General features: G+C 61.2%; 29 protein-coding genes and 1 other RNA gene. 13 read left to right on the forward strand and 17 right to left on the reverse strand.

Annotated features, from left to right (window positions below; genetic code table 11):
- Positions 1 to 267 carry a YbeD family protein gene (locus EV669_RS09705; protein WP_054286328.1) on the reverse strand — a complete coding sequence of 89 codons (267 nt, stop codon included), beginning with the start codon at positions 265 to 267 and terminating at the stop codon, positions 1 to 3.
- 46 nt (positions 268 to 313) lie between these two features.
- Positions 314 to 1,456, reverse strand: coding sequence for a D-alanyl-D-alanine carboxypeptidase family protein (locus EV669_RS09710; RefSeq protein ID WP_054286329.1), 1,143 nt, complete (start codon positions 1,454 to 1,456; stop codon positions 314 to 316).
- Positions 1,457 to 1,641: 185 nt separating this feature from the next.
- Between EV669_RS09710 and ilvA the strand changes: the two genes are divergently transcribed.
- The 3 genes from ilvA (at position 1,642) to ssrA (ending at position 4,298) form a co-directional block, all read left to right on the forward strand.
- A complete protein-coding gene (ilvA, locus tag EV669_RS09715; protein WP_132098550.1) occupies positions 1,642 to 3,177 on the forward strand; it encodes a threonine ammonia-lyase, biosynthetic in 1,536 nt (511 codons plus the stop codon).
- A 53-nt stretch (positions 3,178 to 3,230) separates the two neighbouring features.
- The gene (locus EV669_RS09720; protein WP_054286331.1) at positions 3,231 to 3,878 is read left to right on the forward strand and encodes an HAD family hydrolase; all 648 of its coding nucleotides are present in this window, start codon (positions 3,231 to 3,233) and stop codon (positions 3,876 to 3,878) included.
- Between the two features lie 58 nt (positions 3,879 to 3,936).
- Positions 3,937 to 4,298: a transfer-messenger RNA gene (gene ssrA / locus EV669_RS09725) on the forward strand.
- Between the two features lie 273 nt (positions 4,299 to 4,571).
- Here the strand turns inward: ssrA and cadR are convergent.
- The gene (gene cadR, locus EV669_RS09730; RefSeq protein ID WP_037989410.1) at positions 4,572 to 4,991 is read right to left on the reverse strand and encodes a Cd(II)/Pb(II)-responsive transcriptional regulator; all 420 of its coding nucleotides are present in this window, start codon (positions 4,989 to 4,991) and stop codon (positions 4,572 to 4,574) included.
- A gap of 139 nt (positions 4,992 to 5,130) precedes the next feature.
- Here cadR and EV669_RS09735 point away from each other — a divergent pair, with 139 nt between their 5' ends.
- Positions 5,131 to 6,027 carry a cation transporter gene (locus EV669_RS09735; protein ID WP_207913847.1) on the forward strand — a complete coding sequence of 299 codons (897 nt, stop codon included), beginning with the start codon at positions 5,131 to 5,133 and terminating at the stop codon, positions 6,025 to 6,027.
- Positions 6,028 to 6,062: 35 nt separating this feature from the next.
- On the opposite strand, the gene EV669_RS14145 is transcribed toward EV669_RS09735, so the two are convergent.
- Genes EV669_RS14145 through EV669_RS09745 form a run of 3 tightly spaced genes read right to left on the reverse strand, consistent with a single transcriptional unit; the run spans position 6,063 to position 6,942 of the window.
- The gene (locus tag EV669_RS14145; RefSeq protein WP_207913851.1) at positions 6,063 to 6,329 is read right to left on the reverse strand and encodes a hypothetical protein; all 267 of its coding nucleotides are present in this window, start codon (positions 6,327 to 6,329) and stop codon (positions 6,063 to 6,065) included.
- Positions 6,329 to 6,574, reverse strand: coding sequence for a hypothetical protein (locus tag EV669_RS14150; protein WP_207913854.1), 246 nt, complete (start codon positions 6,572 to 6,574; stop codon positions 6,329 to 6,331). The genes EV669_RS14145 and EV669_RS14150 overlap by 1 nt, the downstream gene beginning before the upstream one ends.
- Positions 6,571 to 6,942: a site-specific recombinase resolvase gene (locus EV669_RS09745; RefSeq protein ID WP_132098552.1), complete on the reverse strand. Its 372-nt coding sequence runs from the start codon at positions 6,940 to 6,942 to the stop codon at positions 6,571 to 6,573. The genes EV669_RS14150 and EV669_RS09745 overlap by 4 nt, the downstream gene beginning before the upstream one ends.
- A gap of 98 nt (positions 6,943 to 7,040) precedes the next feature.
- Between EV669_RS09745 and EV669_RS09750 the strand changes: the two genes are divergently transcribed.
- From EV669_RS09750 to EV669_RS09790, 9 genes are all read left to right on the forward strand, one after another.
- The gene (locus tag EV669_RS09750) at positions 7,041 to 7,202 is read left to right on the forward strand and encodes a phage BR0599 family protein (RefSeq protein WP_318271408.1); all 162 of its coding nucleotides are present in this window, start codon (positions 7,041 to 7,043) and stop codon (positions 7,200 to 7,202) included.
- 18 nt (positions 7,203 to 7,220) lie between these two features.
- On the forward strand, positions 7,221 to 7,448 hold the full coding sequence (locus EV669_RS09755; protein WP_009521704.1) for a hypothetical protein: 228 nt from the start codon (positions 7,221 to 7,223) through the stop codon (positions 7,446 to 7,448).
- Complete coding sequence (locus tag EV669_RS09760) at positions 7,445 to 7,660, forward strand: hypothetical protein (RefSeq protein WP_207913856.1); 216 nt, start codon at positions 7,445 to 7,447, stop codon at positions 7,658 to 7,660. Before EV669_RS09755 ends, EV669_RS09760 begins: the two co-directional genes overlap by 4 nt.
- The gene (locus EV669_RS09765; protein WP_132098553.1) at positions 7,660 to 9,933 is read left to right on the forward strand and encodes a phage tail protein; all 2,274 of its coding nucleotides are present in this window, start codon (positions 7,660 to 7,662) and stop codon (positions 9,931 to 9,933) included. Before EV669_RS09760 ends, EV669_RS09765 begins: the two co-directional genes overlap by 1 nt.
- Positions 9,933 to 10,529, forward strand: a complete 597-nt coding sequence (locus EV669_RS09770; RefSeq protein ID WP_132098554.1) for a glycosyltransferase family 2 protein — start codon at positions 9,933 to 9,935, stop codon at positions 10,527 to 10,529. The genes EV669_RS09765 and EV669_RS09770 overlap by 1 nt, the downstream gene beginning before the upstream one ends.
- 3 nt (positions 10,530 to 10,532) lie before the next feature.
- Positions 10,533 to 10,883, forward strand: a complete 351-nt coding sequence (locus tag EV669_RS09775; protein ID WP_088861499.1) for a DUF2793 domain-containing protein — start codon at positions 10,533 to 10,535, stop codon at positions 10,881 to 10,883.
- A gap of 77 nt (positions 10,884 to 10,960) precedes the next feature.
- Entirely contained in the window at positions 10,961 to 11,266 is a 306-nt protein-coding gene (locus tag EV669_RS09780) for a DUF6127 family protein (protein ID WP_132098555.1), read from the forward strand.
- Positions 11,263 to 11,739 carry a hypothetical protein gene (locus tag EV669_RS09785; RefSeq protein WP_132098556.1) on the forward strand — a complete coding sequence of 159 codons (477 nt, stop codon included), beginning with the start codon at positions 11,263 to 11,265 and terminating at the stop codon, positions 11,737 to 11,739. Before EV669_RS09780 ends, EV669_RS09785 begins: the two co-directional genes overlap by 4 nt.
- Entirely contained in the window at positions 11,736 to 12,200 is a 465-nt protein-coding gene (locus tag EV669_RS09790) for a lysozyme (RefSeq protein WP_132098557.1), read from the forward strand. Before EV669_RS09785 ends, EV669_RS09790 begins: the two co-directional genes overlap by 4 nt.
- Positions 12,201 to 12,218: 18 nt before the next feature.
- Here the strand turns inward: EV669_RS09790 and EV669_RS09795 are convergent, their stop codons facing one another.
- The 11 genes from EV669_RS09795 to ftsH all read right to left on the reverse strand — a co-directional run bounded on the left by EV669_RS09795 (position 12,219) and on the right by ftsH (position 24,354).
- Positions 12,219 to 13,370, reverse strand: coding sequence for a S1C family serine protease (locus tag EV669_RS09795; RefSeq protein ID WP_132098558.1), 1,152 nt, complete (start codon positions 13,368 to 13,370; stop codon positions 12,219 to 12,221).
- Between the two features lie 22 nt (positions 13,371 to 13,392).
- Positions 13,393 to 14,361 carry a zinc metalloprotease HtpX gene (locus EV669_RS09800; RefSeq protein WP_132098559.1) on the reverse strand — a complete coding sequence of 323 codons (969 nt, stop codon included), beginning with the start codon at positions 14,359 to 14,361 and terminating at the stop codon, positions 13,393 to 13,395.
- Positions 14,348 to 14,839 (reverse strand): phosphate-starvation-inducible PsiE family protein, encoded by a 492-nt coding sequence (locus tag EV669_RS09805; protein ID WP_132098560.1) that lies wholly within the window; start codon positions 14,837 to 14,839, stop codon positions 14,348 to 14,350. Before EV669_RS09805 ends, EV669_RS09800 begins: the two co-directional genes overlap by 14 nt.
- Before the next feature lie 183 nt (positions 14,840 to 15,022).
- Positions 15,023 to 17,830 (reverse strand): sensor domain-containing protein, encoded by a 2,808-nt coding sequence (locus tag EV669_RS09810; protein ID WP_132098561.1) that lies wholly within the window; start codon positions 17,828 to 17,830, stop codon positions 15,023 to 15,025.
- A 158-nt stretch (positions 17,831 to 17,988) separates the two neighbouring features.
- Positions 17,989 to 18,426, reverse strand: a complete 438-nt coding sequence (trx-GI, locus tag EV669_RS09815; RefSeq protein ID WP_132098562.1) for a heat resistance system thioredoxin Trx-GI — start codon at positions 18,424 to 18,426, stop codon at positions 17,989 to 17,991.
- Positions 18,416 to 19,561 carry a hypothetical protein gene (locus EV669_RS09820; protein ID WP_132098563.1) on the reverse strand — a complete coding sequence of 382 codons (1,146 nt, stop codon included), beginning with the start codon at positions 19,559 to 19,561 and terminating at the stop codon, positions 18,416 to 18,418. The genes trx-GI and EV669_RS09820 overlap by 11 nt, the downstream gene beginning before the upstream one ends.
- Positions 19,562 to 19,640: 79 nt before the next feature.
- Entirely contained in the window at positions 19,641 to 20,252 is a 612-nt protein-coding gene (gene hdeD-GI / locus EV669_RS09825) for a heat resistance membrane protein HdeD-GI (RefSeq protein ID WP_012213873.1), read from the reverse strand.
- 89 nt (positions 20,253 to 20,341) lie between these two features.
- Positions 20,342 to 21,229, reverse strand: coding sequence for a heat resistance protein YfdX2 (yfdX2, locus tag EV669_RS09830; protein ID WP_012213872.1), 888 nt, complete (start codon positions 21,227 to 21,229; stop codon positions 20,342 to 20,344).
- A gap of 102 nt (positions 21,230 to 21,331) precedes the next feature.
- On the reverse strand, positions 21,332 to 22,240 hold the full coding sequence (yfdX1, locus tag EV669_RS09835; RefSeq protein WP_012213871.1) for a heat resistance protein YfdX1: 909 nt from the start codon (positions 22,238 to 22,240) through the stop codon (positions 21,332 to 21,334).
- A gap of 21 nt (positions 22,241 to 22,261) precedes the next feature.
- On the reverse strand, positions 22,262 to 22,720 hold the full coding sequence (gene hsp20-GI, locus EV669_RS09840; protein ID WP_032174845.1) for a small heat shock protein sHSP20-GI: 459 nt from the start codon (positions 22,718 to 22,720) through the stop codon (positions 22,262 to 22,264).
- Between the two features lie 59 nt (positions 22,721 to 22,779).
- Complete coding sequence (gene ftsH / locus EV669_RS09845) at positions 22,780 to 24,354, reverse strand: ATP-dependent zinc metalloprotease FtsH (RefSeq protein ID WP_449727752.1); 1,575 nt, start codon at positions 24,352 to 24,354, stop codon at positions 22,780 to 22,782.
- Positions 24,355 to 24,476 lie beyond the last annotated feature (122 nt).

The raw sequence follows: 24,476 nt of genomic DNA on the forward strand, positions 1-24,476 counted from the left end.
TTAGAACACCACCTTGACCATCGGATGGCCCGTTAGGGCGCGGTACAGATCGTCGAGCTGGGTACGGGAAGTGGCCGTTACCGTGACGGTTACCGAGGTGTAGCGGCCGCTGGAGCTGCCACGCAGTTCGATATCGTCGTCGGCCAGGTCGGGCGCGTGCACGCGCACCACCTCGACGATGGTGCTGACGAAGGTATCGTGGTGCTCGCCCATGATCTTCAGAGGAAAACGGCAGGGAAATTCCAGCAGTTCGGCGCGTTCGGTCATGACTAGTCTTTCTGCAGGGCCGGGTGGTGTCCACCCGGCACGAAGATTACAGCCCAAGCAGCAGTTTCAGGCTGTCGATCAGGCGACTGAAGAAGCCGCCCTCCTCCACTGTCTGCAGGGCGACCACCGGCTGCTCCACCACCGGCTTGCCGTCCAGGCTGACCTTCAGCGTGCCCACCACCTGTCCTGCGCGGACCGGCGCGATCATCGGCTGGCGCGTAGTCAGGTCAGCCTTGAGGCGGCCGGCCTGCCCCTTGGGGACGGTGGCGTAGATGTCGCGGGTGAATCCAACAGGCACGGTTGCACCCGCACCCTTGTACACGGTGACCGTGGAAACCGGCTTCTTGCCCGCATAAAGTTTGGGCGTATCGAAAAACTGCAAGCCGTAGTTGAGCAGCTTGGAGCTTTCCACCGCGCGCGCTTCCTCGCTGGCGGTGCCGACCACCACCGAAACCACCCTGCGGCCATCGCGCCGGCTGGAGGCGATCAGGTTGTAGCCGGCGCTGTCGGTGTGGCCGGTCTTCATGCCATCCACGTTGGGGTCGCGATAAAGCAGCAGGTTCCGGTTTGGCTGGGTGATGTTGTTATAGGTAAACGACTTCATCGAGTAGATGGGGTAAAACTCGGGAAAGTCGCGGATGATCGCACCCGCCAGGGTGTTGAGGTCGCGCACTGTGGTGTAGTGCTGCGGCCCGGGTAGGCCAGTGGCGTTCTCGAAGTGGGTGTTCTTCATGCCCAGTCGACGTGCTTCGGCCGACATCATCTGGGCAAACACTTCCTCGCTGCCGGCGATGGCTTCGGCCAAGGTGACGCAGGCATCGTTGCCCGACTGCACGATCATGCCCTTGATCAGGTCATCGACACGGGCCGGCTTCTTCGGGTCCAGGAACATCCGCGAGCCTTCGGTCTTCCAGCCCCGCTGGGAAACTGTCAGGGTCTGTTCGAGCGAGAGGCGCTTTTCCCGGATGGCCTTGAAGGTGAGGTAGGCCGTCATCAGCTTGGTGAGCGACGCCGGCTCCACACGCGCGTCGGGATCGCGCGCCGCGAGCACCTGCCCGCTGTAGAAGTCGGTGAGGAAATAAGCCTTGCCGGCGATTTCCGGAACAGGGGGTACAAAGGGCGCGGCGGCAAACGACATCATCGGCAGAGCCAGGGCCGCGGCGGCAAATAAGCGGGAGATTCGTTTCATGGTGGGGACAGCGTTGGTGAAGGACGCAAATCAATCAGCCGCTGATTATACACCGCCTGCGCCTGCTTAGGCGGCAGAAGGCCCGCAAGGCGTGCTGCGGTGCAAAACGCGCTTTCCCGCAGGCAATAAGTTTTGCTAACCTGCCTGAATCCTTATAAAGCATACATAACAGACAAAGAGTCATTATGCCCGTCCCCAACGATTACCTCGAGCGCATCCTCACCTCGCGCGTCTACGATGTGGCGGTGGAAACGCCGCTGGACCCGGCCCCCAACCTCTCCCGTCGTTACAGCAACACGCTGCTGCTGAAGCGAGAAGACCTGCAGCCGGTGTTCTCCTTCAAGATCCGTGGTGCCTACAACAAGATGGCACGGCTCTCCCCGGGCGAGCTGGCGCGTGGCGTGATTACCGCCAGCGCCGGCAACCACGCCCAAGGTGTGGCCTTGTCCGCCAGCCGCATCGGCTGCGAGGCGGTGATCGTGATGCCGGTGACCACGCCACAGATCAAGATCGACGCGGTCACACAGCGGGGCGGCAAGGTGGTGTTGCATGGCGACTCGTTCACCGATGCCTTCCGTCATGCCATGACCTTGGCCGAAGAAACCGGTCGCACCTATATCCCGCCCTTCGACGATCCGGACGTGATTGCCGGCCAAGGCACGATCGGTATGGAGATCCTGCGCCAGCACCCGGGGCCGATCGAAGCGGTATTCGTGGCCATCGGTGGTGGTGGCCTGGCCGCTGGCGTGGCCAGCTACATCAAGCGCTTGAAGCCGGAGATCAAGGTCATCGGTGTGCAACCGGTGGACTCGGATGCCATGAAGCAGTCGATCGACCGGGGCGAACGAGTGGAGCTCAAGGACGTGGGGCTGTTTGCCGATGGGGTGGCAGTGCGCCTGGTGGGCGAGGAAACCTTCCGTCTGTGCCGCGAGCTGCTCGACGAAATCATCCTGGTGGACACCGACGCCATCTGCGCCGCCATCAAGGATATCTTCGAAGACACCCGCTCGATCACCGAACCGGCCGGTGCCTTGGCCGTCGCTGGCGCCAAAGCGTACATCGAGCGCGAAGGCATTGAAGGCAAGACGCTGGTGGCGGTGAACTGCGGCGCCAACATGAACTTCGATCGCCTGCGTCACGTATCGGAGCGCTCAGAGCTGGGCGAGCGGCGCGAAGCGATCATCGCGGTGTCCATTCCCGAACAGCCGGGCAGCTTCAAGACCTTCTGTTCGGTGATTGGCAACCGCAATATCACCGAATTCAACTACCGTTATGCTGATGCCGGCACCGCTCACGTGTTCGTGGGCGTGCAGATCACCCGGCGCGACGAGGTTGGCCGAATCCTCGCCGATCTGGCCCAGCACGATCTGCAGGCCATCGACCTGACCGACAACGAGCTTGCCAAGCTGCACATTCGTCACCTGGTGGGGGGGCATGCGCCCGGCCTGTGCGATGAGCGGGTGCTGCGCTTCGAGTTTCCGGAGCGGCCCGGCGCGCTGATGCGCTTTCTGGAGGCCATGCGCACCGACTGGAACATCAGCCTGTTCCACTATCGCAACCACGGCGCCGATTACGGGCGCGTGCTGGTCGGGATCCAGGTGCCGCAGGATGACCATGCCGGCTTCCAGCAATTTCTCGAAACCCTGGGCTACCCTTGGGTTGAGGAGACCGACAACCCGGCATACCGCCTCTTCCTGGGCAAGGGTAGTCGGCAGCACTGATCCCTGTCAGGTCTCTGGCCTGTATGATGTGCTTTTGCCTTTTGGACGGGTTCATGATCAAAGCCGTACTGTTTGACCTGGATGGCACGCTTGCCGACACCGCGCGCGACCTTGGCGCCGCCCTCAACCGCCTGCTGCGTGAAGAGGGTCTGCCACCGCAGCCGTACGAGGCCATCCGCCCCATTGCGAGCCACGGCGCGCGGGGTTTGGTCGGGCTGGGTTTCGGCATCGACCGAGACGACACCCGCATGGAACCGCTGCGCCTGCGCTTTCTGGATCATTACGAGCAGAGCTTTGCCGACGAGACCGTGCTGTTCAAGGGCATCGACCCGTTGATCCGGGGGTTGGCCGAAAGAGGGCTGGCATGGGGCATCATTACCAACAAGCCGATGCGTTTCACCGACAGGCTGGTGCCCACCCTGCCCTTCCCCTTGCCTCCGGCCATCGTAGTCAGTGGCGATACCGTCGGCGTGGCCAAGCCAGACCCGCGGCCGATGCTGCATGCCACCGACGCCATCGGCATTGATCCTGGGCAGTGCCTGTACGTGGGCGATGCCGAACGCGACATCCAGGCCGGCCGTGCCGCCGGTATGCGCACCGTGCTGGCGCGCTGGGGTTACATTGCCGATACCGACCGTCCCGATGCGTGGCAGGCCGATCTTGCCATCGACCAGCCGGAAGACTTGCTGAACTATCTGTAAGTGTGCGGAACTTTCTTCGCCGCCCGCTTGTCTGTATAATCACCCACTCTCCACATCTGGGGGCGACCTGGCTTCGACGGGGGTTGCAAAGCAGATGAGGGCATACCGGGATCTCAGTCACCCCGTAAAACACTGAATTTATATAGTCGCAAACGACGAAACTTACGCTCTAGCTGCTTAATCCCAGCTGGACTCTGCAGCGGTTCGCTGATGGGCCGTGGAAGCAATTCCCGCAGAGTCATTTCACATCAGCTCGCCTCGGTTCGGGTCGCTTGATCCGGGGTTAAACGCAAGGCGACTCGCCGTTGACCAGCCTGCCCGTCGGCGTGTTAACGGTCAAAACCAAATGACACGGCTAAGTATGTAGAACTCACTGTAGAGTGCTTCCGGACGGGGGTTCGATTCCCCCCGCCTCCACCATAATGTGAAATCCCAACCCTTATCGGTTGGGATTTTTTTTGCCCTGAGCGCCAGTGTTGGCGCGGTTCCGGCCCGTTGCCTCGTGAGCGCTGCAACGCCAAACGACGCCGTTTCGGAGTACTTCTCGCCTCTCTGCTGCCGTTTTTCTCTGCTGGGCTCGTGAGCGTTCACCGAGCCAGAGCCAGCACTGGCGCGGGTTTCCGGCTTCCGGGTTGCGATTGTGAATTGGTCGGCCGTTGGTTACCGAATCTGCACTGCTCACCTCGTCTTGCATCAAGGTACGGCGAGCTCGGCGGCAGATACTGGTTGAGACAGTTCGCACAGGATGCCGCACTGTTCGGCGCTTCTGCCTTCGGAACACATTTCCCTCAAGGATCTGAGCTGCTGCTCAAGTGCGCTCAGTTCCTGGATACGCACCGCGACCTGCTCGATGTGTGCCTCAAGAACACGGTTGACCTCACTGCAATCTTGGGTTGGCACGTTCTTGAGGCGCAACAGCACACGAATCTCGTCGAGCGTCATGTCCAGCGAACGACAGCGGCGAATGAAAAGCAAGCGTTCGACGTGTGCGTCGCCATATAAGCGGAAATTGCCCGCGCTCCGGGACGGGGGCGGCAGGAGTCCTTCCTGCTCATAAAAGCGAATCGTTTGAATCGGACACCCGGTTTGCCGGGCAAGCGCTCCGATCTGCATAGCTGCAACCCCTTTTTATCATCGACTTGACTCTATAGTAGCTATAGAGTGTTAAATCTCAAAATACCCTCCGGATGCTTGCTGGTTTCTGCAAGAGCCTCGCCGGATCAGGAACGAGAAGAATCAAGGACCAATGACTATGACTGATGAATTCCAGAAATCCTGCGGATGTGCGTCCGAGCGGAAGGCGGAGTCCATGACGGGTGCCACGCCGACCGGGACGGGAAGGATGAGTCTGTTCTCGGTGCCGAAGATGGACTGCCCTTCGGAGGAGCGCATGATCCGGCTCGCGCTCGAGAATACGAGCGGGCTGGCCGCACTCGAGTTCGATCTTGGCAAGCGCGAGTTGCGTGTTTTTCACGACGGCCCCGTCGAACCCATTGCAAGCAAGCTTGAAAGTCTCGGCTTGGGCGCCCGTCTCATTGCGTCAACTGAATCGAATGGCCCGCACACTGTCGATGGGCAAAGCGACAGCCAGCCGTCCTCCGAGCAAGAGTCTCGCGTTCTCAAATGGTTGCTTGCCATCAACGCCGCCATGTTTGTCGTCGAAGTGACGATCGGGTGGATTGCGCAGTCCACGGGGCTCATGGCTGACTCACTGGACATGTTCGCGGATGCCGCCGTCTACGGGCTCGCGCTCTACGCCGTCGGCCGTGATACCGGGCACCAGCTGAAGGCGGCGCGGTTGTCAGGCTGGCTGCAACTGTTGCTCGCGCTCGGCGCAATGTCCGAGGTGCTGCGCCGCTTCGTCTTTGGTAGCGAGCCCGAGCCACCGCTCATGATGGGGATCGCGCTCGTTGCGCTCATTGCAAACGTTACCTGCCTTGTCTTGATCTCCAGTCATCGAAAAGGCGGCGCTCACATGAAGGCAAGCTGGATTTTCTCCACGAACGACGTGCTGGCAAACCTGGGGGTGATCGCGGCCGGGGCGTTGGTCGCCTGGACAGGATCGCGTTACCCCGATTTGGTGATTGGCTCGCTCATCGCGCTGCTGGTATTGAACGGTGCGCGGCGCATCCTGCGCCTCGGTGCCTGAAGCAGGCGAGCGCGGGACATGCCGCCCCGGCAATATCAACGACTGAATTCCCGCCCTGGAATTTCACGCTGCGCTGCCCAATCCAATGGCAAGGCTCGCCGGATCAGGCGCTCCAGCACAAGCCCGACTGCCTTTTCCACCACGCACGCCTCGACGATGTCAGGTGCAAGCCGGGTCAGTTGCGCGATCCGACTTGCATGCCCCCGGTCAATGCTCTCGGCTGCCGCGATCTCGGTGATGGAGGTGAAGCGCCCCTCGTCCAGCAGCCGCTGCCAGTGGTAGGCGAGGCCGAGCGCACGCATCAAAGGCGTGTCCTGAGCCGCTTCACGAACCAGTCGCTCGCGGCGCGCCTCCTCCAGGAATTCCTGCGGCGCGCCTCCTCCAGGAATTCCTGCGGCGCGTCCAAGGGCGTGATGACCTGCTTCTTCAGCCCCCGCTTCACCAGCGTCCAGGGCACGAAGGTTTCCAGTTGCACGCCGCCTGCCGGGTTCGGCAGTTGATAGGTGACCGGATCACCCTTGAACCGGCCCCGGTGCTTCTTGCTCATGCGTCCTCCTCGAAGCGCTTCACGATCTGGCGTTGCGCCTCCCAGTCCGCCGGCAGCGGGTTGCGCTGGAACCAGATCAGGTTCATCCGGCGGGGCTGCCGCCCGGCCATCAGCAGTTCGAGGATGTCGGGCGCGAGCAAGGTCAGGCGCATCAACTCGTTGGGCACCGAGGGGTGCAGTCCTTCGGCACGGGCGATGTCCGAACCGCTCTTCATCACACCGGTGTCCACGAGGTGCTGCCAGTAGAAACCGCGTGCCACCCCCTCCAGCAGCGTCACATCGTGGACGTGGCGGTCGTCGGCGGCCACCCGCCGCGCGCCCCGGAGGCGAAACGTCAGGGGCACGAAGGTTTCCAGTGTGTCGTCCATCAGGCTTCGACCTCCAGCAGTTCGGCACCAATGCTGTCCGGGGCGAATTCCTCGATGAGCGCGTTCCAACCCACCTCACGCCATTTCACCTTGATCCCTTGCACCTCGCCCGCGTGGACGAGGTCGGCACCGAGGTGCTGCTGACGGTGGGCTGCGACCACAGCACGGCTACGTGCGAGTCGCGCTTCGGCAACCTCGACAACTACGGAGGCTTTCCCGCCATCCCAAGCAAGAACCCGTTCTCGACCGGCGTGTTCTGAATCCCTGGAGAAATAGCCATGTGGTACCTCGTCGTCATTGTGGTGGCGGCGCTGGTTTCGGTCGCGCTCGCGCCAAAACCGCCCGAACCCAAACCAGCGTCCCTGTCTGACGTCGATGCCCCCACCGCAGAAGAAGGTCGACCGATTCCTGTCGTGTTCGGCACCGTGCTGCTGCGTGGCTCCAACGTCGTCTGGTACGGCGATCTGGAAGCCGACCCGATCAAGAAGAAAGGTGGCAAGAAATGACCATGCAGACCGTCATCACCATCGATCATGTGCGCGCCGTAGGCCTGTGCGTGAACGGCACGCGCACTTGGTTTGCGCGCCACGACCTGGACTTCCGCGCCTTCCTGCGCGATGGCTGTGACGCTGACACCTTGCTGGCCACCGGCGATGCAATGGCACAACGTGTGCTCGAACACGCCCGCAATCAATCCAGCCAGCGGGAGCAAGGCTGATGGGTGGCAGCAGCAAGAAGCAAACCGTCGGCTATCGCTACCGCATGGGACTACACCTGGCCCTGTGCCAAGGGCCCGTCGATGCGGTGCAAGAAATCCAGATGGGTGACCGCACCGCGTGGGGCGATGCCGACCGCGCACCGTTGTCCTCCGGGCATGGTTTGACCAGCATCAGCATCAACAAGCCCACCCTGTTTGGCGGCGACGAGCGCGAAGGCGGCGTGGTCGGCACCATCGATGTGCTTTCTGGTCATGCCGGACAAGGACGCAACGACTACCTGATGAGTCGCCTCGGCGGTTCCATTCCGGCATTTCGGGGCGTGCTGTCCTTGGTGGCACGCAAGATCCTGTTCGCGGCCAACAACCCCTACATCAAACCGTGGGCAGTGCGCGTCCGGCGCTTCACAGCGGGTTGGTTCGATGCGCCGTGGATGGAATGGAATGCCGAAGTCCGCACCTGGGATGAGGACGAAGGCCGTGAGATCAGTGTCGGTATGAACCCGGCGCACATTCTGGTGCAGTGCCTCACCGATCCGCATTGGGGTATGGGCTATCCGCAGAGCACCATCGGCTGGAGCTTCTGGAACGCGGCATGGGCTTTGTCGAGTGAGGGCTTCGGCCTCAATCTGATCTGGACACGGCAGCAGCCCATCGAGAGTTTCATCGGCCAGGTCATCGACCACATTGGCGGCATCCTCTACACCGACCCGGAGCAAGGCACGTTTGAGCTCAAGCTGCTGCGCGACGACTATTGGATCGACAGCCTGCCGCAGTTGGGGCCTGACGAAATCGTGCGGTTGGAACGCTTCGAGCGCGCCCAGTGGGGCGAGTTGCCCAACGAGTTCACGGTGGTCTACACCGACTGGCAGACCGGCGGTGATGCTGCCGTTACGGTCGAGAACCTGGCCGCCATCCAGTTGCAAGGCGGCGTGATCAATCAACGCCGCGACTACCCGGGCGTTAACTACGGGCCACTGGCCGCGCGGCTGGCCCTGCGTGACCTCCGCGCCTTGGGTTCGCCCCTGGCCCGGGTGAGTCTGACCGTGGCACGCGACACGCTGGAACGTGCGCCGCTGCCGGGCGATGTATTCCTGCTGAACTGGCCGCGCTTGGGTGTAGATCAGATGGTGGTGCGCGTCACCGGTATCGACACCGGCACCGTGGGCGCGGCCGAGTGGCGCATCGAAGCCATAGAAGATGTGTTCGGGATGAGCAACACCGTGCTGTCGCCCCCGCCACCGCACGTCGAGGAGCCGACCATTGAGCCTTTGCCGCCCGCCTTGGTGCTGGCCGTCGAGGTGCCGTATTGGGAGCTGGCCCGGCGTTTGTCGCGCGCAGATCTGGCCTACCTGACCGATACGGACACCTATCTCGGTGCGCTGGCTGCTGCCGGTGGCACCGGGCAGTTGAATTGGCAACTGGCTACCGGCGCATCCAGCGGCGACCTCACTGCCGTCGTGGGCGAGGACTATGCGCCACTGCTGACGCTCAATGCAGCTTTGCCTGCCAGCGAGGTCGATGCCATCGGCGTGCCGGTGACGGCCATCAGCCAGCCGGAGAGACTGGCCGAGGGCGACCACGCCTATCTGGTGGATGCCAGTGGGGCGATTGCAGAGGCCGTTGCCATCCTAGCCTTCGATGCCGCCGAAGCGACCATCGATCTCGCACGCGGCGTGCTCGACACCACGCCCAAAGCGCATGCACCCGGCACGCGGCTGATCGGTGTCGGCGAATGGCTGGCATCGGAAGGTGCGGAGCGGGCCCCGGGCGAGTCGGTGTTCGTGGGCGCGATTCCACGCACGTCGACCGATGAGGGCGTTCCTGTGTTGGCAGCCAATGGGCAGCCGATGGTGCTGGCCGGTCGGCAGGCTTTGCCGTATCCCCCCGGTCGCATCCGCATCAATGGCCAGACCGAGCCTGCCGTGGTGGCCGGTGACCTCACCTTCGCGTGGGCCCACCGCGACCGCACTCAGCAGACCGCCTATCTCGTGCGGCAGGACGAAGGGGACATCGGGCCGGAACTGGGCGTGACCTACACGCTGCGTATCCGCAATCGCAACGGCGTGCTGGCGCACACCGAAACGGGACTGCTCGACACCACCTTTATCTGGACGGCAGCAGTGGCCGCGCTGGATGCCGGTGCGCTGGGCGAGCGCATCACAGTCGAAATCAGTGCCGAGCGCGATGGTTTGAGCAGCTGGCAGCCCCAGGTGCGTGTCTTGGATCGTGCGGGCTACGGCCTGCGTTGGGGACAGTATTGGGGAGGTGTGTGATGGGAGCGCGCATCGATGTTCATCTGCTCACCCTGAACGAGCCTGCCGAATGGCGGGAGGCCTGCATCGCTAGCATCAAGGACGCACCGATCCAGTTGCACATTCTGCCCGGCATTCCGGGCCGTATCGGTGAGGCACGCGCGGCAGGCTATGCACAAGGCACGCTGCCGCTGGTGTCCTTTGTCGATCCCGACGATTTGTACGAAGCCAGTGCCTTCACGCAACTGGCTGATGCGCTGGATGCCTGCCCCCAGGCCGTGATGGCCTACACCGACGAAGCACTGACCGACGAAAACGGCCAGGACATTGCCGTGCGGCGTCTGGCCTACAGCCGTTGGCAACACGCTAACAGCGCCAGCCACGTGCACGGCCTGATCGTGATGCGCCGATCTGCCGTCGAGGCCGTACTCAAGGAAACCACCGACCTCAACAACTTCGCCGACTGGTTGCTGACCCTGCTGGTGGCCAAGCGCGGCGGCGTGCTGTACCTGCCCATCGTTGGGCGTCACTGGCGACAGCACCCGCAGCAAAGCCACCGAACCGGCGATCCCGAAGCTGTCCGGCGCATTCGCCACACATCGAATCTCTGGAGATAAACCATGTCATCAACCGACCCGAACCTGGGACTCAACTACGGCTGGACGCTCGGCGAAAGCGGCTGGGACACCGGCATGGACGCCAACCTCAAGCGCCTCGGCGCGGTGGTCGGCCTGTCCGTGAAAGACCGCGACCTGACCACGCCACCGGCCAGTCCCGCCAATGGCGACCGCTACATCATCCCTGCCGCTGCCACCGGCGTGTGGGCAGGCAAGACCAACCAGATCGCCGTGCGCATCGCCGATGCCTGGGAGTACCACACGCCCAAGATAGGCTGGCTTTGCTACATCGAGGACGAGGTCAAGCTCTCAGCCTACAAGTCCACCGGCTGGAGCGCAGGCCTCGCCATCTGATTTCCCATCTTCGTACCCACCCGAAACCCGCCCAGATGTTCATGCACTGGGCGGGTTTCGCATTTCTGGAGACTGATATGACCGAACCCGAACAACAACTGCCTGCACTCGTCGAGAACATGCTTCTCTTGCGACGCGAGGACTTCGACGAACTGCTCGACCGCGCTGCTGAACGCGGAGCCGAGCGTGTCCTGACCCACCTTGGATTGGAAAACGGCCACGCCGCCCGCGACATCCGTGAACTGCGCGACCTGCTTGAAGCCTGGCGCGATGCCCGGCGCACGGCCTGGCAGACCACCGTCAAGGTCATCACCACCGGCATCCTGGCCGCTCTGCTGGTCGGTGCCGCCATCAAGCTCAAACTGATGGGGGGCCCGCAATGATCGAGACCTTGCTCGGTGGTCTCCTCGGCGGGGCCTTCCGTCTCGCGCCAGAACTCCTGAAATGGCTCGACCGCAAAGGTGAGCGTGGCCACGAACTGGCGATGCAGGACAAGGCGCTCGAATTCGAGAAGCTACGCGGTGCTCAGCGCATGGACGAAATCGTCGCCGGTGCCGATGCGGCGTGGAACGTGGGGGCGATAGAAACGCTGCGCGAAGCCGTTCGCACCCAGGGCGAAAAAAGTGGCGTCCGCTGGGCCGACGCTCTGTCGAGCAGCGTCCGTCCAGTCATCACTTACTGGTTCATGGCACTGTACTGCGCCGCCAAGACGGCCGCCTTCGTGGCTGCCATCGAAGGCGGTGCCGACTGGGGCGTCGCCATCGTCCATGCTTGGACCGATGCCGACCAAGCCCTGTGGGCCGGCGTGCTGAACTTCTGGTTCCTCGGACGTGTGTTCGACCGGGTGCGGTCGTGATCGCGGTTCCGCAGGCGGCCATCGATCTGGCCAAGCGTTTCGAGGGCTTTCACCGCGTGCCGAAGAACGATCCCGGCCGCGCGCATCCCTACGTCTGCCCAGCCGGCTACTGGACCATCGGCTACGGCCACCTCTGCGATCCGAAGCACCCACCGATCACGGAGACCGACGCAGAGCGCTACCTGGCTGCCGACCTCATGACGGCATTGAACGCGACGCTGCGCTACTGCCCGGTGCTGGCCACCGAGCCAGAAAAGCGACTCGCGGCCATCGTCGACTTCACCTTCAACCTCGGCGCGGGGCGACTTCAAACGTCGACGCTGCGGCGGCGGATAAACCAGCGGGACTGGCATAGTGCGGGCCAAGAGCTGCGGCGCTGGGTGTATGGCGGTGGCAAGGTACTGCCGGGGCTTGTCACGCGGCGAGAGGCCGAGGCGACTTGCCTGCTCCGCGCCGCCTGATAGACCGGGTCGCCTCGATCAAATTCCCGGTTGCAGCTCCACACGCACCTCGCGCGATTTGCCGGCCCGTTCCACTGACAAGACCACCACATCGCCGACCTTCCTGTCGTCTAGCCGCGCGAGCAGCTTGGCCACATCGTCCGTCGCCTTGCCATCAACATCGATGATGCGGTCGCCCGGCACGATGCCTTGCGGCGTGACTTCGACACCCGCGAGGCCGGCCTTGTGCGCTGCCGAACCAGGGGTAACACGCAACACGAACACGCCCTTGCTTCCAGTCAGCGCCAGCAGGCGCTGATTGAGCTGTTCGTCCACCTCAATGCCCAGCGCCGGACGGATGTACTTACCGGTCTTGATGAGTTGCGGGACTACGCGCATGACGGTGTCCACCGGCACGGCGAAACCAATCCCGGCCGAGGCGCCGGAGGGGCTGTAGATCGCCGTGTTGATGCCGATAAGCCGCCCGGCCGAATCGAGCAGCGGCCCACCGGAGTTGCCAGGGTTGATGGCGGCGTCGGTCTGGATCAGGTGATCGATGGCCGGGCCGCCCGCTTCTCCGGGTAACGAGCGGTCGAGCGCGGAGACGATGCCGGTGGTGAGCGTCCAGTCCAGGCCGAAGGGGTTGCCGATAGCGAACACCTTCTGACCCACCTTGAGGTCGGCACTGGTGCCGACCGGCACAGCCGGCGGGCGCTTGAAACCGACGCCGATCTTGAGCACAGCGATGTCGTGCGCAGGGCTCGCCCCTACCAGCGCGGCCTGGTAGTCGCGTCCGTCGGCGAGTTTGACGGTGGCCTCCGACGCGCCCTGGATGACGTGGAAATTGGTCACGACATGGCCGGCGTCGTCCCAGATGAAGCCCGAACCAGTGCCGCGCGGCACGGAGAAGACGTTGCGCGTCCAGACATCGCGTACCAATTGTGCGGTAGTGATGTAGACCACCGAGGCGCGCGATTTTTCGAACAGTTCGATGGTGGCCTTTTCGTCCGCCGCCAAGTCGCCGCGCGCCGTCACGGTGCGCTCTGCCGCCTCGCGCGGACTGAACCAAGCTTCGATTGCGGGCAGGAACTGCCACAACAGCATGAGGGCGGCAACACACGCGGTCATGATGAGCCAGCGCCGAACGAATTGATTCGGCACGCTGCGCTGATGAGGGTCTGGGTAAGGCATGATGAGTCTCCTGTCGGGTAGGTCAGCGCCAAAGGCCGCCCGGCCGCCAACGTGGCGGGCGCATTGGGGCGAGGGGCTTCGGAGCGAATGGATCTGCGGGGAACAGTGGCGCCAACGAAGGCTGTGGCGCGAACGCCAGCAGGCGCGCGACACGCTCCGCCGTTGGCGGATGCGTGCGCAACCATGAAGGTTCGGGGTTGCCCCATCCGGGCAACAGCCAAGCACGCCACGAACGGCTCACCCGCTCGATCTTCGCCAGCGCCGAAGCGAGTCCCTGCGGATCGCCTGTCAACTCCGCAGCCATTCGGTCGGCGTCAAACTCGCGTACGCGCGACAAGCCGAGCTGTGCGAGCAATGCGAGTTGGGGTGAGGCTGCCAGCAACAGCAACCCCAGCCAATTGACCTCTACCGCGCCGATCATCAGCGCCGGTAAGCTGAACAGGATCGATATCTGCCCCAGTAGCGCCAGAAGATTCGTGAGCCGGCTGATGGAATCGGCCAGCCCCATGACACGAAGATCTTCCTGAGCGATGTGCGCGATCTCATGCGCGAGCACACCTCGCAGCTCGCGCTCGCTCAAGCTGTGCAACAAGCCATCTGTGAGAGCGATGGCGGCATGGCGCTTCGAACCGATAGCGAAGGCATTGACGACGGCGGTGGGCACATAGTGAGGTGTTGGCGTGGCTGACAAACCGGCGCGAGTGGATAGATCTCGCAGCATCGACCAGATCGCAGGAGCCTCGTGCGGATGAAGCACGTGCGCGCCATACAATCGCAAGGTCAGCGTCGTGGCGGCTAACGGCTCGATCAAAAAGGTCAATGCGCATACTGTCAGTGCCAGCCAGAATCCGTTCTCGCCGAACAGCAGGCTGCCGGCAGCGGTGGCGATCCCTAACAAGGTCAAACCCAGCAGCCCCGTTTGCAAGCGATTTAGCCAACGGTGCCGTGAAAAGGCATCGCATGGATTGCTGCCGGGGTCACGATGGGTCATGCGTGGCTTTCTCGGTCATCTGATCGTCACGCTCGCGCAGCAACCAATAGGTAATGCCCAAGGCCAGCGTAGCGCCTGCAAGCGCTGCAACCTTGCCCGGGCTGGCTTCGGGATCGAGGATCACGAACTTGCGCGCGAGCGCGATGAGCGCGATCAGGATCACCGTCTTGACCTGGATAATGCTGTCGCGGCGCAAGGCCACGCGCACGATCGAGTGCTTGAACTCCATCGCAATCAACAACGTCATGATCATGCCGAACACGCTCTGGAACATCTTGTGGTCGAGCGGATTGAACGCCTCGACGATGAGCAGGGAGAAGACGATGGAGATCAGCTGGATCAGCGAGACCACGATAATCACGGCGATCACCGCCGACAGAACCAGCGCCACGACTTGCTCGAAGCGCTCGTAAACCGTCATCAACCGCCACTGGGAGCGCATCTCGTCAAGGGCCGTGTGGCCAGATTCTTTATGCATAAGCGTTGCTCTCTCTTTCAATGAAACGTTAATGGAACGGGGAATCCGAGAAGACGACTCGATTACACCTGGATTGCCGAGGCAATTGCGAAGCCACCCAGCGCATAATGTCCTGCGCGCCCGTGGCGCCGCCGATGGGTGGATCAGCCTCTTGCACGTCAACCCTTTGTCCCATGCATGGCATCAATCCGGCTTCTGGTCTGGCGGCAGCAATCCCAGCAGATCCGCCTGCAAATGTTGCAACTTGTCGATGCCAGCCCTCAATGCCTCGACACGGCCGGCATTTTTCATTTCACTCAGGGTGTGCGCTAACTGCTGGATGCTCTGATGCAGGACATCGACCTGATCATCAGGATCCTTGCCGAAGAACGTAGGGCGGCCACTTTGATCCCGCCAGTATTGGAGTGCTTCGGGTTGAGGCGGCACTTGGGTCTTACCTGACAGATAGTCGATCATCCGGGAAATCCAGACCCGGTGGTCGGCGTATGTGAACGGCACGGGCAGCGCGGAGCGACTGTCAGGTTTGAATCCCTTCCAGGATAAGGGTACCTGCCAGGTGTGTAGCCATTGCTCGAATTCATGCGCCGGCATCGGATGCCCGATGGCATAACCCTGGCCCCACTCGCATCCCAGACGCAGCAGCATTTCACCATGCTGAATGGATTCGACTCCCTCCGCGATGCAGTTCCTGCCAAACGACCTTGCCAGTGCCAGTAGCGCATCCAGGATGGCGATATCGTCCGGATCCTCGAGCATGTCGCGTATAAAACCTTGGTCGATCTTGAGCAGGTGCGCGGGCAGGCGCTTCAGATAGGTCAGCGATGAATAGCCACTGCCGAAATCGTCGAGGGCAAAACGCAATCCCATCCGCTCGCACAGCGTCATCAACTGAGACACTTGAACGAAGTCCTCCACGGCGCTGGTTTCGAGGATTTCCAGTTCAAGGTCTTGCGGCTGGGCGCCGGGATGTCGTGACAACATACCCCGTAGATGCATGATGAAGTCCGGTTGCAGCAAGTGCCGCGCACCGATATTCACACTGATCGGGACATGGAGGCCTGCCTTGCGCCAAACTTCGATCTGGGTCAGCGCAGCCTCGATGGTCCATTTCCCCACGTCAATCCCGAGCGGATGGTTCTCAATGATGGGTATGAAGGAGGCAGGAGATAACAAGCCACGCGCCGGATGTTGCCAGCGGATCAAGGCTTCGGCGCCCAGCACCTCGCCGGTGCGCATGTTGACCTTGGGTTGGAAGTAAAGCAGAAACTGCCCATTGGCAAGTGCATTCTCTATGCTGTCAAATCCTTCGTGACGGGTGCGCAGCGTACGATCCTTCTCCGAATCGAAAACGTGATATCGATTCTTGCCGGCTTGCTTGGCGAAATACATGGCCTGATCTGCCTGCCGCAGCAGTTGGTCGGCGTCGATATCTTCGCCTTGCGGGTAGTAGCTCACACCGATACTCGCGCTCACTTCGCACAGTGCGTCACCAATCGGTACGGGCTGCGCAGCCACCTCGATCAGGCGATCAAGAATCGGTACGCTGATGGAAACATCCGGCAGGTCGATCAGAACAGCGACAAACTCATCACCACCAAGGCGGGCCAAGGTATCGCCTTCGCGCAACACCTGCGTCATACGCCTGGACAGGACGGACAGCAATTTGTCGCCGACTGCGTGGCCGTGCTGGTCGTTGACCTTCTTGAATCCATCCAGATCGATGAAGACAACCGCCAGGTGCATGCCACGCCGACGTGTCTGACGAATGGCCTGCTTAAGGCGGTCTCCAAGCAATAGTCGATTGGGCAAGCCGGTGAGCAGGTCGTAATGAGCAACGCGTTCAAGCTGTCGCTGGTTCTCCTTCAGCGCCGTGATGTCGGAGAACATGGCTACGTAATGCTCGATATTGCCCTGCATATCCGGGACTGCACTGATCGTCAGCAGCGCGGCAAACTGGCTGCCGTTCTTGCGTCGGCACCAGAGCTCTCCGTGCCAGTAGTCGCGCTCAAGCAGAGCCTGCCAAACGGTCAGATAGAACTCATCGTCATAGTGATCGGACTGGAGTAGGCGGGGTGTCTGGCCCAATACTTCCTCCCGCGCATAACCAGTGATCACGGTAAACGCCCGGTTGACGTTGACAATGTGGGCCTGAGCGTCCGTAACGAGGATGCCCTCTCCTGCGTGCGCAAAAACTTTAGCCGCAAGGCGAAGCTCTTCCGCGGATCTTCTGCGTGAGGTGACATCATGGATATAGCCGTGCCAGAGGATGCTCCCATCCGGCATGGCTTCAGGCGACGCCTCGCCTTCGACCCAGATCACCCGACCGTCTGGAAACTGCACACGGTACTCGTCATGCCAAAGCGCGAGTGACTGCCCCGACGCCTGTATGGTTTCATGCACACGGTCACGGTCTTCAGGATGGAGCGCCGCGAACGCAGGAGTGGCATCTTCAACAACATCCTCCGGTGCAACCCCGTATATTTCCCGCATCTTGGCGCTGGCATAAGGGAAGTGCGAGCTGCCGTCCGGACGAAGACGGTATTGGTAAAGCATACCGGGAACGTGGCTGGCCAACTCTTCTCGCTGTCGGCGCATAGAGTTCAGCGCCTGCTCGACCCTCTTGAGATCGGTGATGTCCTCTACCGTCCCGTCTGCCGCTATGGGCCGACCAGAGGCGTCGCCCTTGAATGTTGCCCGCAGGTGTATCCAGCGAACCTGCCCTCCGCTGACGATGCGATACCGCAGATCAAGGGACTTTCCGCACATGGCAGCATCCCATGCCCTCTCGAAGAGGGGGCGGTCTTCAGGGTGAATGCACTGCAGGAATCGCTCGAAGGCTATTGGCGCACCAACATCCAGGCCGAGCACGCGGCAGGCTTCATCGGAGCAGGTGAAGAGTTGCGAGCCAAGATCGAGATGCCAACTGCCAAAATGGGCGTTCTGGTTAATCTGGCCACAGTGTTGGGCTGAGATTTGAGGAGTCTCGTTCAAAGGTGGCGCTCATTATGGGTGAAACAGAGGTTCCAAAGTTTCTGCAACTGGGAACGCATTTCGTCAAAGATTGTGTGGTTGGGGTCGCTATGCATCGCGTCTACGCACTTTCTTCAAGGATCGAACAACTGATAAGCAGGGTGGTTCGCGCCGGGTTATCACGACAAGCGGGATGCCACCCAGCGCACCATGTCCTGCGCGCCCATGGCGCCCGCCTGACGTGCAACCTCATGTCCCCCTCGGAACAAAATCAGGGTTGGAATGCTGCGAATACCGAACTGGGCGGCCAGGTGAGGCTCGGCCTCGGTATTCACCTTGGCCAACCTGACCTTGGGTTCAAGCAGGGAGGCTGCCTGCTCGAACTGCGGCGCCATCATCTTGCACGGTCCGCACCACGGCGCCCAAAAGTCCACCAGCAGCGGCAGGTCACTACGCTCCACGTGGCGCGAGAACGTCGCCGTGGTCAACTCGATGGGTTCGCCCGTGAACAAGGGCTGCTGGCAGCGGCCGCAGTTGGGATGTTCCGATAGCTTCGCAGTCGGTACGCGGTTGATGGACTGGCAATGCGGACAGACGAGGTGAAGATCATTCTTCATGGTTCGCCTCCTTGGACCACAGTGAGGCTGCCGCGCTTCGGGTCACAGACAATGCCGACCAATCAACGCCTTGGAGCCAATCGTTCCCGTCTTTGCTTACTCCGGCCTCTTCCAAATGAGCAGCGATGAACGCTTCGGCCTGCATGAGCCACCTTTGGACAGTATCTTCCTTACTAGGAATCAGCAGGATTTCAGAGACGCTGCTGGCATCCAGCCCGTCCACACGGATAAGCAGAAAAATGCGCCGCCACAAACGCGGCATGTCCTTCAGCAGGTCGAATGCAAAAGCGAACTCGCTCGACCGATCAACTAGCTCCTCCTGTTCCGCGATCGTTGCGGCATCGGGATGCTGACTGTCAGCGATGATATCGGCCAGCCTGAGTGTGTCGTCGGGCTGATAAAATTCGAAGACTTCCTCTTCCACCATGGCCTCGGCGACGTCCTGGGCATCCGCTTCGACCTGCGCGTCCAGAGAAACGAATTCGCCAAATTGCCGGCTGTTTGCCACTTCGTTATCCAGGACGGCGAACAGATGCTTCAGAAGACCGAAGTAAGCCGCTTTTTCTTCCGGCACGGATTGCCATTCCACCTCAGCTTGGACAATCGCTTCATCCACCACGTCGCGCAGCGTCGGATAATCACGCGGCAAATCGCCGACGGCACGCAGATAAGCCAGCTCACGCCTTGCGACAGCCTCAAGTTTCGACAGTAGAGGCATTCGGGTCACTTTGGCCTCATGGGCGGCTGACGCGGGTTTTGCGGCAATCCGCACCTTGAGCTCGCGCAAGCGCTCGCGTCGTGCTTTGCGCTTGATTTGATCCTGAGCATGCAGCCGGTCAAAATGCTTCTTGGCCTGACGGAACAACGACTGTGCGAGCATCTGCGCGAGGGGCGTCAGCTCGTCATGTGATGCAGTAACGCTGACAATCTTTTTGCCGGGCAGGTGCATATAGCCACTGGCCAGAAATTGCCGCTTGATCTTGTCGCGATCAAGGACGATTTGAAGTCGCGCTGAATCTTTAGTGTGTTTGTCGAGCAATGGCTTGAGGGCGTGCTCGATCACATTTCCCAAAGCTCTCTGCCAAGGTTCATGAAACTCTTTGTCGATAGCTCGATAGCTATATTGCATCTGCATGTATGACTCCTTCGATGTCATTTCTATGGAGGCACGAACCGAAAATGCTCATATCCATAGAATTTAGTTTGACCCGCTCTTATCCCTGGCGCGTTTTGCGAAGACGCCAACTCAAGAACAAAAGCGTGACACCATAGACTGCCGCATAGAAGCCCAACAGCCAGCCTGCGGCCAGGAATGACTCGACCGGACGGGTAAAAAATATCCACAAGACGATAGCACCAAGGATAATCGAGAGCAGTCCACTGAGGGCAAGCCAGATTTCACCCTTGATTTCCCGACGCAGCCGAACGGCGGCGGATATCTCCAGCACACCGGTGAAAATCGCCCAGAAGCCCACGCTAGCCCATAAAAAAGAAGCCAAGACTATCGTGGCGACCCAAGGAGCAACCAGGACGACGACGCCCGTAAGTATGCCGACAATGCCGCTGAACAGCAGCCAGCCCCAGCGCTCTTTTTTCTGGATATGGCGCACCGCTGCAACCAAGTTGAACGCGCCATTGACCAAGGAAAATGCGCCGAACATGATGGTCATGGCCAACAGAGCCGATTGTGGCATCCAGAACGCGAGGGCTGCAAAAATCAATGCCAAGACACCGCGCAGCACAAAAAGCCACCAATTTTGGCTCAGCGAACACAGTGCTTTGGTGGGGTCATCCGCATTGGAATTGGCGATGGTGTCTGTGTTCATGCAATATCTCCTAAAGATCTATACAAAATAAAAAATCAAACACTCATGGGACAAGAGAGGGGGCGCTATGCGCCCCCTCTCCAGCGGTTTCAGAACAACTTGGACAGTTTTGCCTTGACTTCATCGAGCCAGCCTTTTCCGCCGCCTCCCCCAGCCGTCTTTTGCTTGACTTTCTTGAGTTCAGCATACAGGGGCTCAAAGTCCTTCTTCTTTCCATAGCCCAGCAGTTCTGCCATTTCCAACTGCTGCCGCGCTTCGTTCAATAATGTCTCCAGGCGCTCATTGGACGCTTCGCTCCGCTGACCATCTTCTACCAAGGTCTCGGCGCGCTTCAGGAGCAGCCTGGCGCGCAGGGCGGGCAGCGGATGCACGCTGCGCGTCTCGACCAGCGTGCTGAGCGCTGCCTGCAGCGCGGCTTTGGCTTCTTCGATCTTGCCCTGATCGATCAGCGGCACGACTGCCTTCACGGCTGCGGGATAGGACGCCAAAGGGATGTTGGTGACCGTGATCACGATTTCACTGGCCAGCAAAGCCAGCACGTGGCGAGCCTGTTGCACCTCGCCATGTTTGAGGGCATCCAGCGCCTCGTCGGTCATCGCCTCAATGGTTTCCGTGTTGGCGAACAAGTCGTGCACGATGGTGCGCACATCAACGGGGGCCAGGGCGAGCGTGGGTTCGCGCGCAACGATCAGCTCCAGCTTTCCCGTCACTTCGGCCAGCGTTGCCAATGCGCGTGCAGCGTCCTTGCCGTCAAGTGCGGCCAGCGCTGATTTGGTCAGCGCCAAGGCCGAGACGGCCTCATCGAGGACTTGTTTACGTTTGTCTGCCGCCTGCGAGTCCGTTTCCTTCTGAACCTCAGGCTGCACCTCCGTAACGACTTCAGGCTTGGGCTCTGGACTGACAGGAAGGTTGCTTACCGCGGCCTGTTCGTTCGTGCCTTCGTTGATCGCGTTGGGATTCGATGTTTGCTCATTCATGGTGATATGCCTCGTATGAGATAGTGAAAATAGGCGAATCTATTGGGGCTGACTGCGAATATCGCGAGACTGACCGATGGAGCAGTCGGCTCCTTCATCACCTCAAAACAGCTTTTGGATGCGCGTCTTCAACTCGTCGAACCATCCCTTGCCGCTTTTGCCACCAGCCGACTTTTGCTCAATGGACTTCACCTGATCGAAGATGGGTTTGAAGTCCGCCTTCTTGCTATAACCCAGGATCTGCGCCAGCTCGATCTCCGTGCGCACGGACGACAGCAAGGTGCTGAGCTCCTCGTTCTGCTTGGCATCGCGCTTGTCGGTCTCGGCCAGCTTTTCAGCTTTTGCCATCGCGGCTTCGGCCCGTAGCACGGGCAGAGGGAGTACAACTTGGGTGATCACCAGCGTGTTCAGTGCTCGGGCGAGCTCTGCTTTGGCTTCGTCGATCTTGCCGCTGTCGATGAGCCGTGCGGCCGACTTGATCGCTGCCGGGTACGTTGCCATGGGCAGGTTGTCGGTTTCGATCACGATTTCGCTGGCCAGATTGGCAACGATGGGCCGGGCCTTTTGCACCTCGCCATCACCCAACAACTCCCGAGACAACTTGACCGCTTTCTTTACCGATTCCACGTTGGCGTGGATATCGTGGGTGATGACGCGTACATCGACCGGCGCCAAAGCAAGTTTGGCGTCGCGTGCCAATACCAGTTCCAGCTTTCCGCTGGCCAGTTCCAGCGCAGCGAGCGCCTCCTTGGTCTTCTTTGCATCAAGGAGGGTCAAAGCCTCCTGGGTCTTGGCGAGCGCCGTGATGGCGTCCTGAGTGAGCTCGGCACGCTTTTTTTCGGCTTCCCGGGCGGCCTTGTCGTCTACTTGTGGCTGCGCCGCCTTGGGTGCGACAGAGGGCGCTGCAGCGCTTGGACTTGCCGCCGATTGGGCCAAAACCGGTCCACTCAGTCCGATGCAGACCGCCAGGGCAAGTGCGGAACGGATGTTATTGGGCTGTTTGTCATTCATGATGATGGACTCCTATTGAAGTTAATTGACTGAAATTTCAATCTGCTTCGGCTTGGCTTGCTCGGCCTTGACAAGCCGCACTTCCAGCACGCCGTCTTTCATCGAAGCCGTCACCTTGGTCGGATCAACGTTGTCAGGTAAGACAAAGCTGCGCACAAAGCGGCCATACGCACGTTCGATGCGGTGGAACTTCTTGCCTTGCTCCTCTTTTTCCAGTTTGCGCTCGCCGCTGATGGTGAGCACCCCGTTCTCCGCGCTAACGCGCACGGCATCCTTGGGGACCTCCGGCAGATCCAGCTTGAGGAGGAATGCGTTCTCATCCTCGCTGATGTCCACCATTGGTGCCCAGTCCGCCGTGGTCATGGCTTCGTTGCCGGTACGGGCGCCCTGTCGCTGGGGTGTCCGTCCGAACATCGTCGCCAGGCGGTTTTGCAATTCATCCAGTTCCCGGAAGGGGTCCCACGGAGTCAATGCAGACATATCGGTTCTCCTTGAACGATGCCGACGAATTGGATGACACACCGAACAGAGCCGTCGGCTTACTCTGAATGGCGCCTACTGCTTTTGTTTCCATCAAGAACAAGTCCTTGCGTCAATTGAAGGATGTCGTTCTCGTCGAGCGTTTCCCGCGCCAGCAGCTCGCGTGCACAGCGCTCCAGCACTTCTCGGTTGATGTCGAGAATTCGGTATGCACGATCAAACACACTCATCACGATGTCACGGATGGCTTGGTCGATGCGTGTCTGAGTCGATTCGGCTACCCGGCAGCCACCCTGTACCAGTTCAGGCGCATCAAGAAAACGCGGCCTCTGTGCCTCAAAAGCAACGTACCCCAAGTCCTCATCCATGCCGAAGCGTGTAATCATGTCGCGGGCGATGTCGGTGGCCCGCGCCAGATCGTCCGCCGCCCCGGTAGACAACTCGCCGAACACCAGCTTTTCGGCAGCTCGCCCGCCCAGCAGCACGGCAATCTTGTGTTCCAGGTCGGCGCGCGTCATCAGGAAGCGGTCTTCGGTGGGGCGCTGCAAGGTGTAGCCCAGCGCGCCGATGCCGCGCGGGATGATCGAGATCTTGTGTACGGGGTCGGTGCCGGGCAGCGCCAGCGCCACCAGCGCATGGCCCATCTCGTGATGGGCCACGGTTTCCCGCTCCTTGGGATTGAGCACGCGGCTCTTCTTTTCCAGACCCGCCACGATGCGCTCGATGGCCGCGGTGAAGTCCTGCAATTCCACGGCGGATGCACGGCGTCTCGTCGCCGCCAGCGCCGCCTCGTTGACCAGATTCGCGAGGTCCGCGCCGGAAAAGCCCGTGGTCAGTGCGGCTACCTGTTCGAGGTCTACATCCTGGGCCAGCGTCACCTTCTTGATATGAACCTTCAGGATGTCCAGCCGTCCCTTCTTGTCGGGCCGGTCCACCAGCACCTGACGGTCGAAGCGACCGGCGCGCAGCAGCGCCTGGTCGAGGATTTCGGGGCGGTTGGTGGCGGCGAGGATGATCAGCCCGACCGAGCTGTCGAAGCCGTCCATCTCCGTGAGCAGCTGGTTGAGGGTCTGCTCGCGCTCGTCGTGGCCGCCGATGGGGCCGCCGACGCCGCGCGCGCGGCCCAGCGCATCGAGCTCATCGATGAAGATGATCGCCGGTGCCTGCGCACGCGCCTGTTCGAACAGGTCGCGCACACGGGCCGCACCCACGCCGACGAACATCTCGACAAACTCTGATCCGGAGATGGAGAAGAAGGGCACCGCCGCCTCGCCGGCAACAGCCTTGGCCAGCAATGTCTTGCCGGTGCCCGGTGGGCCGACCAGCAACACGCCCTTGGGAATGCGCGCCCCGAGCCGTCCATACTCCTGCGGATTCTTGAGGAAATCGACGATCTCAACCAACTCCGCCTTGGCTTCATCGACGCCAGCGACATCGGCAAAGGTCACGCCAGTGTTCTTCTCCATGAATACCTTGGCGCGGCTCTTGCCGATGCTCAGGAAGCCACCCATGCCCTGCTTCTCGGCGAAGCGGCGGAACAGGAAGAACCAGACGCCGAAGAAGGCCACCGCCGGCCGAATCCAGGAGAGCACATCACGCAGCCAGGGGCTTTCCACCACCCGCGCATAGGGCACGTCGTACTTGGACAGCCGCTAGGCCAGTTGGTGTTCGACTCGGGAGGCCACGAGGGTGGTATTGCCCCGGCTGTCCGGCGATTTCAGGCGCCCGGTGACCGTGCGGTCCGACACCAGCACTT

Source organism: Gulbenkiania mobilis, assembly GCA_004346645.1.
Lineage (GTDB): Bacteria > Pseudomonadota > Gammaproteobacteria > Burkholderiales > Chromobacteriaceae > Gulbenkiania > Gulbenkiania mobilis.